10 protein-coding genes are annotated in these 13,054 nt (G+C 70.2%); 1 reads left to right on the top strand and 9 read right to left on the bottom strand.

Annotation, left to right across the window (positions count from 1 at the left end):
* Window positions 1–60: 60 nt before the first annotated feature.
* Window positions 61–1,230: a CaiB/BaiF CoA transferase family protein gene (locus ACFUTX_RS10350; protein ID WP_378863769.1), complete on the bottom strand. Its 1,170-nt coding sequence runs from the start codon at window positions 1,228–1,230 to the stop codon at window positions 61–63.
* Entirely contained in the window at window positions 1,227–2,420 is a 1,194-nt protein-coding gene (locus ACFUTX_RS10345) for an acyl-CoA dehydrogenase family protein (protein ID WP_378863766.1), read from the bottom strand. The genes ACFUTX_RS10350 and ACFUTX_RS10345 overlap by 4 nt, the downstream gene beginning before the upstream one ends.
* Window positions 2,421–2,594: 174 nt before the next feature.
* Here ACFUTX_RS10345 and ACFUTX_RS10340 point away from each other — a divergent pair, with 174 nt between their 5' ends.
* Window positions 2,595–3,782, top strand: coding sequence for a hypothetical protein (locus ACFUTX_RS10340; RefSeq protein ID WP_378863763.1), 1,188 nt, complete (start codon window positions 2,595–2,597; stop codon window positions 3,780–3,782).
* Window positions 3,783–3,870: 88 nt separating this feature from the next.
* On the opposite strand, the gene ACFUTX_RS10335 is transcribed toward ACFUTX_RS10340, so the two are convergent.
* The 7 genes from ACFUTX_RS10335 to ACFUTX_RS10305 all read right to left on the bottom strand — a co-directional run bounded on the left by ACFUTX_RS10335 (window position 3,871) and on the right by ACFUTX_RS10305 (window position 12,979).
* Window positions 3,871–5,529 carry an ABC transporter ATP-binding protein gene (locus ACFUTX_RS10335; RefSeq protein WP_378863760.1) on the bottom strand — a complete coding sequence of 553 codons (1,659 nt, stop codon included), beginning with the start codon at window positions 5,527–5,529 and terminating at the stop codon, window positions 3,871–3,873.
* On the bottom strand, window positions 5,529–6,524 hold the full coding sequence (locus ACFUTX_RS10330) for an ABC transporter permease (protein WP_378863757.1): 996 nt from the start codon (window positions 6,522–6,524) through the stop codon (window positions 5,529–5,531). Before ACFUTX_RS10330 ends, ACFUTX_RS10335 begins: the two co-directional genes overlap by 1 nt.
* A gap of 1 nt (window position 6,525) precedes the next feature.
* Window positions 6,526–7,650, bottom strand: coding sequence for an ABC transporter permease (locus ACFUTX_RS10325; protein ID WP_378863754.1), 1,125 nt, complete (start codon window positions 7,648–7,650; stop codon window positions 6,526–6,528).
* 93 nt (window positions 7,651–7,743) lie between these two features.
* Complete coding sequence (locus tag ACFUTX_RS10320) at window positions 7,744–9,375, bottom strand: ABC transporter substrate-binding protein (protein ID WP_378863751.1); 1,632 nt, start codon at window positions 9,373–9,375, stop codon at window positions 7,744–7,746.
* Between the two features lie 156 nt (window positions 9,376–9,531).
* On the bottom strand, window positions 9,532–9,930 hold the full coding sequence (locus ACFUTX_RS10315; protein WP_378863749.1) for a DUF779 domain-containing protein: 399 nt from the start codon (window positions 9,928–9,930) through the stop codon (window positions 9,532–9,534).
* Between the two features lie 71 nt (window positions 9,931–10,001).
* On the bottom strand, window positions 10,002–11,552 hold the full coding sequence (locus ACFUTX_RS10310; RefSeq protein WP_378863746.1) for an aldehyde dehydrogenase family protein: 1,551 nt from the start codon (window positions 11,550–11,552) through the stop codon (window positions 10,002–10,004).
* A 98-nt stretch (window positions 11,553–11,650) separates the two neighbouring features.
* Window positions 11,651–12,979 (bottom strand): transcriptional regulator, encoded by a 1,329-nt coding sequence (locus tag ACFUTX_RS10305; RefSeq protein ID WP_378863743.1) that lies wholly within the window; start codon window positions 12,977–12,979, stop codon window positions 11,651–11,653.
* Window positions 12,980–13,054: the final 75 nt, after the last annotated feature.

The following is a 13,054-nucleotide window of genomic DNA, read 5'->3' as shown; positions in this document are numbered from 1 at the left end:
CACCGAGTCGCCAAGACACGCCGCCTGCCGTGCACGCGAGCGGCGTGTTTTGGCGACTCGTCACAAGGGGGGTGCGGAGCGGAGGAAGTCGAGCACCCACGCACGGTCGGCGCCGGCGGCGGGAGGAGCCAAGGGATAGTCCGGCGGCGTGGCCGAGAGACGAATCGGATGCCGCACCCCGGGCGTCTGCGCGTCGCCCGCGCGGACGACGGGGTCCAGGCCGAGATCCCGCGCCTTCTCGAACGCCTCGTCGATCGCCAGCACGCGAGCGCACGGAACCCCCGCCTCGACGAGCAGCTCCTCCCATTCCCGAGCCGGACGACGAGCCAGCGCCCGCTCGAGAATCGGCCGCAACGCGTCGCGGCCGGCACTCCGATCGGCAGCCCGGGCGAAGCGGGCGTCGGTGGCGGCATCCGGAATCTCGAGCACCGCGCACAGACGCGCGAACTGCCGGTCGTTGCCGACCGCGAGCACCAGGTCGCCGTCGGCCGTCGGGAAAGGACCGTACGGGAAGATGCTCGGGTGGTCGTTGCCGAGGCGCTGCGGCACGACCCCGGCGAGCGCGTAGGCGCCCGACTGGTTCACCAGCGCCGACAGCGCGGAAGACAGCAGGTCGACCTGCACCCGCTGCCCCTCGCCCGTCGCCTCACGGTGCCGCAGCGCGGCGAGCGCTCCCATTCCGGCGTGAAGTCCGGTGACGACGTCGACGATCGCGACGCCCGCCTTCGTCGGCGGACCCTGGGCGTCGCCGGTCACGCTCATCAGGCCCGACATCGCCTGCGCCAGCACGTCGTACCCGGGCAGCGACGAATCGGCACCGAACCCCGTGATCGAGACGTACACGATGCCGGGGTTCGTCTCGCGCACGGCGTCGTAGCCGAGACCGAACCGCTCGAGTCCACCGGGCTTGAAGTTCTCGATCATCACGTCGGCGCGGGCGGCGAGCCGGCGGGCCACCGCGAGCTGGTCCGGGCGCTCGAAGTCGAGGGTGATCGCGCGCTTGCCGCGGTTCACCGACAGGTAGTAGGTCGCCTCGCCGTCTCGCGCGGGCGGACTCCAATGGCGCGTCTCGTCGCCGTCCGGGCCCTCCACCTTGATGACGGTGGCGCCGAGGTCGGCGAGCAGCATCGTGCAGTACGGCCCGGCGAGCACGCGGGTGAAGTCGGCGACCACGAGTCCCGAGAGCGGGCCGGGCGCGGCATCCGGATTCGACTCGTGGGGGTCGGTCAACGGAACGCCCCGATGCCGGTGAGGTGCTGGCCGAGCACGAGCGTGTGCACCTCGTCGGTGCCCTCGTACGTGCGCACCGACTCGAGGTTGGCGGCGTGGCGGATCGGGGAGTGCTCGAGCAGCACGCCGTCGCCGCCGAGGACGGTCCGCGCCTCGCGGGCGATCGCGATGGCTTCGCGCACGTTGTTGAGCTTGCCGAGCGAGATCTGCTCGGGGCGGAGGGTTCCGGCGTCTTTGGCCCGGCCGATCTGCAGGGCCAGCAGCGCCCCCTTCTGCAGTTCGACGACCATGTCGACGAGCTTCTTCTGCGTCAGCTGGAACCCGGCGATCGGGGTGCCGAACTGGGTGCGGCGCAGGGCATGGCGCAGCGCGGCCTCGTAACTGTCGCGGGCGGCGCCGAGCGCGCCCCACACGATGCCGTATCGCGCATCGTTGAGCGCCGAGAACGGCCCGCGCAGTCCGCGCGCGCCGGGCAGCAGAGCGGATGCCCCGAGCCTCACGTCGTCGAAGTGCAGCTCGGTCTGGATCGACGCCCGCATCGACCCCTTGGGCTCGAGCACGGTGGCGTGGAAGCCGGGGGTGTCGGTCGGCACGACGAACCCGCGCACGCCCTCGTCGGTCTGCGCCCAGACGACGGCCACCTGCGCGATGGTGGCCAGGCCGATCCAGCGCTTCGATCCCGTGAGCACCCAGTCCGTGCCGTCGCGCCGGGCGAAGGTCTTCATGCTGGACGGGTCCGACCCGGCGGTCGGCTCGGTGAGCCCGAACGCTCCGATCGCCTCGCCCCGGGCCATGCGCGGCAGCCACTCCTGCTTCTGCTCCTCCGACCCCCAGCGGTGGATCGACCCCATCGCGAGCGACCCCTGCACCGACACGAACGTGCGCAGGCCCGAGTCGCCCGCCTCGAGCTCGAGCGCAGCCAGGCCGTATTCGACGGCGCTGCGGCCGGGGCATCCGTACCCCTCCAGCTCCATCCCGAGCACGCCCAGCTGGCCGAAGGCGCGGGCGAGCTCGACGGGGAAGTGCGCCCGGTCGTACCAGTCGGCGATGTGCGGCCGGATCTCGGCGTCGACGAAGGCCCGCACCCGATCGCGCGTCGCTCGCTCGTCGGAGGTGAGCAGCCCGTCGATCGCGAGGACGTCGGATGCCTCGCGCAGCGCCGCGAGATCGTCGGGGTTCCTGGGCTCCATCGCCGCCTCCTCTTGTGTCGTCGGTCTCATTCTGCCGGGGCGACGGTGAGCACAATGTCGGCGATGCGGCGGTGTTCCGCGCGGATGGTCCGGGACGGTCGCGGTCCGGCGCGGTGTCGCCGACGTTGTGCACGAGCCCGGCGCGGGAGGGTGAACGCCGGTAGCGTGTGCGGCATGACGACGCCCACGCTGCCGTTCGACGCCCGGCCGCTCACCGACCCGGTCGATGCCGCCGCGGCGCGGGCCTTCGTCACGGAGCTGCGCCGAACCGGGCGCGTTCCGGGCGCGTTCACCGGGGCGACCGTGGTCTTCGCGATCGTCATCGGCGTCTTCGTCGTCGTGTTCGGGTCGGTGTTCCTGACGATCCTGGGAAGCGCGGTGGCCTCGGTCGCGTCGTCGCAGGGGAGCGGGCTCGCGGGGGCGATGCTCGGGCTCGTCCCGTTCGTCATCGTCGCGATCATCGTCGCTCTCGTCGTGGTCGGGATCGTCGCCGCGACGCGCTCCGCCGCGACGCGCATGTACCGCCTCGACCGGTTCGCGCGCGCCAACGGCATGGCGTACGTTCCGCGGGTGGACGGCCCGGCCCTGCCCGGCATGATCTTCTCGGTCGGAGACTCGCGGCAGGCATCCGATCTGGTCCGCGGCGATCGTCCGCGCTTCGTCGAGTTCGCGAACTACCGGTACACCACGGGTTCGGGCAAGAACCGCACCACCCACACCTGGGGGTATGTCGCCGTCCGGCTCGACGTGCCGCTGCCGCACATCGTGCTCGACGCGTCGAGCAACAACGGGCTCTTCGGGTCGAACCTGCCCCAGACGTTCGACAAGGATCAGCGGCTCAGCCTCGAGGGCGACTTCGACCGCCACTTCTCGCTGTACTGCCCGGCGGGCTACGAGCGCGATGCGCTCTACCTCTTCACGCCCGACATCATGGCCCGCTTCATCGACAACGCCGCCGCCCTCGACGTCGAGATCGTCGACGACTGGCTGTTCCTCTACGCCAAGCGCGACTTCGCCACGCTCGACCCCGCGACCTGGGCGTGGCTGTTCTCGGTGGTGGGGGCTCTGCTCGACAAGCTGCAGCAGTGGGGCCGGTGGCGCGACGAACGCCTCGCGGCCGCGAGCGCCGCGATTCCGGATGCCTCCGCCCACGTCGGCGGGGGCGACCCCGGGGTCCGCCCGGCCGAGGGCGGAGCATCCGGTGTCCCCTTCGCGGCCCCGCTGGCATCGCTGCGACCCCCGCCCGGCGTCGCGGCGGGGGGTCGCCGGTTGCAGAAGGGCATCCCGTGGGCGTCGTTCGTGCTCGCCGGCGCCGTCGTGCTCTTCTGGATCCTCACGCAGCTCGGGGTGTTCGCGCGCTAGCGCGCCCGGACTCCCCGGATACGCGCAGCCCGCAGAATCGGGCCGATTCGTGCCGAAGACGGCGCGGTTCTGCGGAGTTCATGCACCGTCAGGATTGATCCGCCTCCCACGCGACACGGCGCGCGGCCTGCTCGACGGGGTCGGGCACCGGCAGCGAGGCGATGAGCCGGCGCGTGTAGGCGTCGGTCGGAGCACCGAGCACCTTCGCGGTGGGACCGGTCTCGGCGACCTCGCCCTTGTGCAGCACCACCACCCGGTGCGCGAGCAGGTCGACGACGGCCAGGTCGTGAGTGATGAAGAGGGTGGCGAACCCGAAGCGCTCCTGCAGCTCGCCGAAGAGCTCGAGCACCCGCGCCTGCACCGAGACGTCGAGCGCGCTGGTCGGCTCGTCGGCGATGAGCAGCTTCGGGTCGAGCGCGATGGCGCGCGCGAGGGATGCCCGCTGGCGCTGCCCGCCCGAGAGCTCATGCGGGAACCGCTCGCCGAACGCCTTCGGCAGCTGCACCGCCTCGAGGAGCTCGTCGACCTTCGGCCGCGCGTCGCCGGCGTTCTTCATGCCGCCGTGCACGATGAGCGGCTCGGCGACGTTCTCGGCGATCGTGAGCAGCGGGTTGAAGCTCGTCGCCGGATCCTGGAAGACGAACCCGAGCTCCTTGCGGCGGGGCCGGAACTGGCGCTCCTTCACCCCCAGCATCTCGGTGCCGAGAACCCGCAGCGACCCGCCCGCGACCGGCGTCAGACCGGCGATGGCCCGGCCGATCGTGGTCTTGCCCGATCCGCTCTCGCCGACCAGGCCCAGCACCTCGCCGGGTGCAATGGAGAAGCTCACTCGGTCGACGGCACGGAACGCGGCGCGGCCGAACCGGCCGGCGTACTCGATCACCAGTTCGTCGGCGACGACCACCGGCTCGGTTCCCACCGCTGAGGGCGGGAGCTGCCGGTCGGTGATCTCGAGTCGCGGGACCGCGGCGAGGAGCTTGCGCGTGTACTCGTGCTGCGGAGCGGCGAACAGATCGCGCACCGGAGCGGTCTCGACGATCTCGCCGTTGAACATGACGGCGACGCGGTCGGCGAGGTCGGCGACGACCCCCATGTTGTGGGTGATGAGCACGATCGCCGTGCCGTCCTCGTCGCGCAGGCGACGCAGCAGCTCGAGGATCTCGGCCTGCACGGTGACATCGAGCGCCGTGGTGGGCTCATCGGCGACGATGACGGCCGGCTCGAGCGCGAGCGCCATCGCGATGACGATGCGCTGCTTCTGCCCGCCGGAGAACTGGTGCGGGTAGTCGTCGACCCGCCGCTCCGGTTCGGGGATGCCGACCCGACGCAGCATCTCGACGGCACGTTCCCTCGCCTGCGCCTTGGAGTACTTCCCGTGGGCGCGGAGACCCTCGGCCAGCTGCCACCCGACCGTGAACACGGGGTTCAGCGCGGTCGACGGCTCTTGGAAGATCATCGCGGCCTTCGAGCCGCGCACCTCTCGCAGCTGCTTCTTGTCGAGACCGACCACGTCGGTCCCGTCGAGGAGGACCGTCCCCTCGGTGCGCGCCGACTCGGGCAGCAGGCCGAGGATCGTGCGGGCGGTCACGGTCTTGCCGCTGCCGGACTCGCCCACGATCGCGAGGACCTCGCCGTGGCGCACGTCGAGGGTGACGCCGCGGACGGCGTGGACGTCGCCAGCGTCCGTGGCGAACGAGACGTTGAGGTCGTCGATGTCGACGGCCACGGTGTCGGTCGATGCCGCCATCACTCCACCTCTCCCCTGAACTCGCGCGACACCGGCTGGGTCGCCGCGACGGCGTCGGCCGGGGTCTGGGTCTTGCTCGCCCGGCGCCGGGCGCGAAGGCGCGGGTCGGCGAGGTCGTTGAGGCTCTCGCCCACCAGCGTCACGCCGAGGATCGTGAGGACGATCGCGACGCCCGGCGGGATCGCCGTCCACCAGATGCCCGCCGACACGTCCCCGATCGACTGACGCAGGTCGTAGCCCCACTCGGCGGCGGCCGTCGGCTCGATGCCGAATCCGAGGAAGCCGAGAGCGGCCAGCGTGGCGATCGCCTCGGACGCGTTCAGCGTGACGATGAGCGGGAGGGAGCGCGTGGCGTTCCGGAGCACGTGGCGGAACATGATCCGCGGGGTCGACGCGCCGATCACCTTGGCGGACTCGATGAACGCCTCCGACTTCACCCGCACGACCTCGGCGCGGACGACGCGGAAGTACTGCGGGATGAAGACGACGGTGATCGAGATGGCCGCCGCCATGATGCCCGGCCACAGGCCCGACTGGCCGCCGCTGATCGCGATCGCCGCGACGATCGCCAGGAGGAGCGAGGGGAAGGCGTAGATCGCGTCCGCGATCACGACCAGCACCCGGTCGACCCAGCCGCCGAGGTAGCCCGAGAGCAGGCCGACGAAGATGCCGATGAACACCGACAGCAGGATCGCGACGACGATGACCATGAGAGCCGTCTGCGCGCCCCAGAGGGTGCGGGACAGCACGTCGTAGCCGCCGACGGTCGTGCCGAGCAGGTTCTCGGGGTTCGGCGGCACCTGCGATCCGAACAAGCCGTCGGGGCCGCGCAGCTGGTTGAAGCTGTAGGGCGCGATCCACGGCGCGAGGATCGCGATGAGCAGGAACAGCCCGGTGAGCACGAGACCCGCCACGAGCATCCCCCGCTGCAGACCGACGCTCTGGCGCAGCTGATGGATGACGGGCAGGCGGTCGAAGAGGCGGCGCTCGGCCATGTCAGTACCTCACCCTCGGGTCGAGGAACGCCGCGATGATGTCGACGATGAAGTTGGTGAGGGCGACGATGATCGCGATGACCGCGACGATGCCCTGGATCGCCACGAAGTCGCGCGACCCGAGGTAGGCCGCGAGCTGGAACCCGAGGCCCTGCCACTCGAACGTGGTCTCGGTCAGCACCGCACCGCCCAGGAGAAGCGCGATCTGCAGCCCGACGACGGTGACGATCGGGATCAGCGCGGGCTTGTACGCGTGCTTGCGCACCAGGCGGTACTCGCTCACACCCCGCGACCGCGCCGCGTCGATGTACGGCATGTTGTGCGTCGCGATCACGTTCGTGCGGACGAGGCGCAGGAAGATGCCGGCCGTCACGAGCCCGAGCACCATCGCCGGGAGGAACGCGTGCTGCAGGACGTCCTGCACGTAGGCCGGGTTGCCCGAACGGATGGCGTCGATGAGGTAGATGCCCGTCGCGCCGTCCTCGCGGGTGAGCGCCAGCTCGGTGCGAACGCTCGCGCGGCCGCTCACCGGGAACCATCCGAGCCAGACCGAGAAGATGAGCTTGGCCACCAGACCGGCGAAGAACACCGGGGTGGCGTAGAAGAGGATCGCGCTGACGCGGAGCACGGCATCCGGTGCCCGGTCGCGCCTCGCCGCGGCGACGAGTCCCAGGGGGATGCCGACGACGAAGGCGACGATCAGCGCGTAGAAGACGAGCTCGAAGGTCGCGATGCCGTAGTTCACCACGACCTCGGTGACCAGCCGGTTGTCGGTGATGGTCGTGCCGAAGTTGCCGGTCGCGATCTGGCCGAGGTACTCGAAATACTGCACGAGCACCGGCCGGTCGTATCCGGCCGCCGCGATGCGCTCCTGCAGCTGGTCGGCCGGGAGCCGGCCGCCGAGGGCCGCCGTGATCGGGTCGCCCGTGAGGCGGATGAGGAAGAACACGACCGTGACGAGGATGAAGACGGTCGGGAAGATGAGGAGGAACCGGATCAGGATGAACCGGCCCAGCGTGCCGCCGGACTTCGGGCGGCGGCGGGCCAGGAAAGCCGGCGGTTCGTCGACGGGCGACGGACTCTGTGCGCCGCCCGGGGCACTCGCGGCGAGCCCTGCGTCAACCATGCGGGAGCCTAACTGTGGGGGATGGAGCGGGGGACCGCTGATCGCGGCGATGGGGCGGCCCGTGTGCGGACCGCCCCATCGACCGTTCAGAGGCTACTTCGTCAGAGGAGCGAAGCGGAACTTGAACGACGCGTCGAGGATGACCCCGTCGACGCCGGTTCCGGCCACGGCGACCTGCGCACCCTGGAGGAGCGGCAGCGTCGAGAGCTGCTCGGCCACCGCTCCCTGGATGTCTTCGATCATCTGCGTGCGGGCGTCCGCGTCGGGCTCGACGGCCTGAGCGAGGATCATCTCGTCGACCTCGGGGTCGCTGAAGTGGTTGCCCAGGAAGTTCTCCGTGAGGAAGAACGGGGTGAGGTAGTTGTCGGCGTCGGAGTAGTCCGGGAACCAGCCCAGCTGGTAGGCCGGGTACACGTCCGCCGTGCGGTCCTCGGAGTACTGCACCCACTCGGTCGACTTCAGGTCGACGGTGAACAGGCCGCTCTCCTCGAGCTGCGACTTCACCATGGCGTACTCGTCACCCGACGAGGGGCCGTAGTGGTCGGGGCTGTATTGCAGGCTGAGCGCGACCGGCGTCTCGACACCGGCGGCCTCGAGCGTCGCCGCCGCCTTCTCGGCGTCGGGGCCGCCCTCGCCGTCGCCGTAGAGGCCCTTCAGCGCCTCGGTGGCGCCGGCGAAGCCCTCGGGCACGTACGAGTAGAGCGGGGTGTAGGTGCCCTTGTAGACCTGCTCCGAGATCGCCTCGCGGTCGACCAGGTCGGCCACCGCCTGGCGGACGGCGAGCGCCTTCTCCTCATCGGCCTCGGGCGTGGTCGCGCCGTACGGCTGCGTGTTGAAGTTGAACACGATGTAGCGGATCTCACCGCCGGGGCCGTCGATGATCTGGACGTCGTCGTTGCCGCTGAGGTCGTCGACGTCGGTCGCCGAGAGGCTGCGGTAGGCCACGTCGACGTCGCCCTCCTGAACGGCGAGCTTCAGGTTCGACGACTCGGCGAAGTACGACAGGATGACGCCCGAGTTCACCGGAGCGTCGAGCAGGCCCTGGTACTCCTCGTTCGGGGTGAACTCGACGGTCTTGTTGAAGTCGTACGACGTAATCGTGTACGGGCCGCCGAAGGCGTTCGCGTCGACGATCTCGTCGTCGGGGGTGAGCGCGTCGGCCGCGAACACCTCGTCGTCGACGATGGCGCCCGGGAAGCTGGTGAGGATGAACGGGAAGACCTGGTCGTTGGCGGTCTTGAGGTTGAACACCACCGTGGTCTCGTCGGGGGTCTCGACGCTGTCGAGGTTGTAGAGCAGGCTCGACGCGCCGTTGGGGTCGGCGATCGCGAGGTTGCGGTCGAACGAGAACTTCACGTCGGACGAGGTGAGGTCGTTGCCGTTGGCCCACTTCAGGCCCTCGGGCAGAGTCACGGTGTACTGCGTCGGCGAGGTGAACTCGGCCGACTCGGCGAGGTCGGGCACGACCTCGTTGCTGTTGTAGTCGGTGTTGACGAGGTACGGGAAGACCTGCGTCTGGACGGCGAGCGACCCGTTGTCGTACGAGCCGGCCGGGTCGAGCGTGGTCACCTTGTCGGTGGTGCCGACGATGAGCGGCTCGCCCGAGGCGTCGCCGCCGTTGTCGGTCCCGCCGCCGCCGGCGCAGCCGGCCAGGAGGAGTGCCGAGGCGCCGAAGGCCCCGATCGCGAGGCCGATGCGGCCGCGCTTGCTGTGGTGCAGTGACATAGTGCTACCTCTGCTGTGAACGAGTCGGCCGCGTCCAGGTGGCGCGGCCCTCGGGCTATCCTGACCCCGCGCCTGCCAAAGGGCAATCCGGTGAACGATTCGTAACGAGACCGAAATCTCGGCGGAGAACGCTCTCACCTGCGCAAAATGCGTCTGTCAGCCCGGCTCCCGCAGCCCGAAATGCACGAGCTCGTTCTCTCGCAGCATCCGTGACCGGATGATGAACCTCATGCCGGTCGGTCCCTCCACGCTGAAGCCCGCGCCTCGCCCCGGCACCACGTCGATCGTGAGGTGGGTGTACTTCCAGTACTCGAACTGCGCCTCCGACATGAAGACCTCGACGGGTTCGTCGAGGCCCGCGTCGACGCTGCCCAGGCGCACGTCGCTCGGTCCCGTCAGGAACATGCCGACGGGGTAGCACATGGGGGCGCTGCCGTCGCAGCAGCCGCCCGACTGGTGGAACATCAACGCCCCGTGCTGTGCCGTGAGTTCACGAACGAGGGATGCCGCAGCATCCGTCATCTCGACCCGTCGGGGTGTCTCGACATCGACCATCGCATCTCCTCGTCCGACGCGGCTCGGGCGGGCGAACCCGTCGCCCGCCCGAGCCCGTCTCACCGGTGGGCTCAGAAGAAGCCCATCGCGCCTTCCGCGTACGACACGAGCAGGTTCTTCGTCTGCTGGTAGTGGTCGAGCATCTTGAGGTGGTTCTCGCGGCCGATGCCCGACTGCTTGTACCCGCCGAACGCGGCGTGCGCCGGGTACTGGTGGTAGGTGTTGGTCCACACACGGCCAGCCTCGATGGCGCGGCCGGCCCGATAGGCGGTGTCTCCCGACCGGCTCCACACGCCGGCCCCCAGGCCGTAGAGCGTGTCGTTGGCGATCGAGATGGCGTCGTCGAAGTCGTCGAAGCTCGTCACAGACACGACCGGCCCGAAGATCTCCTCCTGGAAGATGCGCATGTCGTTCGTGCCCTCGAACACGGTCGGCGCGACGTAGAAGCCCTCCGACAGATCGCCGCCCAGGTCGACCCGCTCGCCGCCGGCGAGCAGCTTCGCCCCGCCCTGCTTGCCGATGTCGATGTAGCTGAGGATCTTCTCCAACTGGTCGTTGGACGCCTGAGCGCCGATCATCGTCGCCGGATCGAGCGGGTTCCCCTGCACGATCTTCCCCACGCGCTCGAGGCCGTCGCCGAGGAACCGGTCGTAGATCGACCGCTGGATCAGGGCGCGCGACGGACAGGTGCACACTTCGCCCTGGTTCAGTGCGAAGAAGGTGAAGCCCTCGAGCGCCTTGTCGTAGTACGCGTCGTCGGTGGCACGAGCGACGTCCTCGAAGAAGACGTTGGCGCTCTTGCCGCCGAGCTCCAGGGTCACGGGGATCAGGTTCTGCGAGGCGTACTGCATGATCAGCCGGCCGGTGGTCGTCTCGCCCGTGAACGCGACCTTCCGGATGCGCTTGTGCTGGGCGAGCGGCGCTCCCGCCTCGATGCCGAACCCGTTGACGATGTTGACGACGCCCGCCGGCAGCAGGTCGCCGATGATGTCGAAGAGGAAGAGGATCGACGCGGGAGTCTGCTCGGCGGGCTTGAGCACGACGCAGTTGCCCGCGGCCAGCGCCGGCGCGAGCTTCCACGTCGCCATCAGGATCGGGAAGTTCCACGGGATGATCTGACCGACGACGCCGAGCGGTTCGTGGAAGTGATAGGCGACCGTGTCTTCGTCGAGCTGGCTGAGCGAGCCCTCCTGCGCCCGCAGCACGCCCGCGAAGTAGCGGAAGTGGTCGATCGCGAGAGGGATGTCGGCGGCCAGCGTCTCGCGCACCGGCTTGCCGTTCTCCCACGTCTCGGCGACGGCGATCTGCTCGAGGTTCTGCTCGATGCGATCGGCGATCTTGTTGAGGATCACCGCGCGCTCGGCGGGGGTGGTGCGCTTCCAGCTGTCGAACGCCCGCCATGCCACGTCGACCGCGCGGTCGATGTCTTCGGACGTGCCGCGCCCGACCTCCGTGAACGGCTTGCCGTTGACCGGCGAGATGTTCTCGAAGTACTGGCCCTTGATGGGATCGACCCACTCGCCGCCGATGTAGTGGCCGTAGCGGGGGCGGTAGGCGGCGACCGAACCCCGCTGGCCCGGGGCGGCGTAGACGCTCGAGACGCCTTCTTCGACGATGGTCATGGTGGTCTCCTTCGACGCGTTCGCGACGGTCGTCGTCGCGTGGGTCGACGGTAGGACGCGGAACGTTGCAAGACGTTGCGACCGCCTCCGGACGCCCGTCAGGCGTCGGTCTCGAGGCGCTCGATCCGCGCGACCAGACCCGCACGCCGAGGCGACCGCGCCGGCAGGAGGGAGAGGCAGAGTCTGAGCAGCTCGAGGTCGTCGGCGGCGGCATCCGTCTCCGCGAACGCGAGCAGGACGTCGACGGATGCCTCGGCCATCAGCGCCTCGCGGAGCGCCGAACGCACCGTCTCCCGGAACTCCTCGACGCCCGGTGCGACCGAGTCGGGCAGGACGTCGCCGCGATAGGCGGCGAGGGCGACGCGGTGGGCACCGCGGTCGAGGAGCGACAGGAGCTGCTGGGCATCGGTCTCCACCTCCACCCCGAGCCGGTACGGGCGCGACGAGGGGACGAGAGCAGGCGCGGTCCTCTCCAGCACCTTCCGCAACCGCACCATCTCGGCGCGCAGCGTCACCGACGCGTCCGGTTCGCCGTAGACCAGCTCGCCGAGGCGCTCCGCCGAGAGGCCCTGGCGGTGGAGGGCCAGCATCAGCAGCAGCTCGGCATGCCGGGGAGCGAGCTCCGAGACCGTCTCGACTCCCGAACCCGCCACCTCGAGCTGCCCCCGGTCACGACCGAGAACGCGAAGGGTGGCCCTGGTGGCCTCAACGCGTCGCGAGGCCCGGCGCGGCGGCGCCACCGGCTCGGCGCGGGCCCGCAGGCGTGCGACGAGCAGCTCGCCCTCGATGGCTCGGGCGGTGGCGTCGACCAGCAGCTGCGCCTGAGGCGACGCCGCCTCGACTCCGCCGGTGACGTCGATCACCCCGATGAGGCGGCGCGTCTCCGGGTCGTGGACGGGAGCCGCGGTGCACGACCACGGCTGGACGAGGCGGTTGAAGTGTTCCGCCTCACGGATCTGCACGGAACGGTCCAGTGCGATGGCGGTGCCGGGCGCGGACGTGCCGACCGCGGCTTCGGACCAGTTCGCCCCTTCGACGAAGCCCATGTCGCCGGTGAGGGCGCGCACGCGCCGATCGCCGTCCACCCAGAGCAGCCTGCCGGCCTCGTCTCCGACCGCGACGATGACGCCGGACTCGTCGGGTCCGCCGGGAAGGAGCAGCCCCCGCACCATGTCGATCACGCCGACGAGCGGATGACTGCGCCGGTACTCGGCGAGCGAATCCGCGTCGAGGTCGAGCGGCGGAAGCGACTCGGCGCCCGCGAGGCTCTCGAGCGACCGGCGCCAGGAGTCCCGCACCAGCTGCCGCACATCGGCGAGCCGGCGATCGGCCGCGTTCCCGGCGAGCAGCTCTTCGTGCGCGCGCTCGATCAGCAGCCGCGAGGTCTCGGGCGACACCTCGCGCCGGGACGACCACGGCGATGTCATGCGGCTCCGATCGACGTCGGGGAGCGTGCGTCCAGTGTAGAGGCGTCGATCCGTCACCGGGCGGGTCGAACGTGC

Origin of the sequence: Microbacterium sp. NPDC057407 (assembly GCF_042803895.1) — a bacterium.
In the GTDB taxonomy this organism is placed as follows: Bacteria; Actinomycetota; Actinomycetes; order Actinomycetales; family Microbacteriaceae; genus Microbacterium.
The sequence above is the reverse complement of the archived record's forward strand: the minus strand, read 5'-3'. Positions and strand labels throughout refer to the sequence as shown.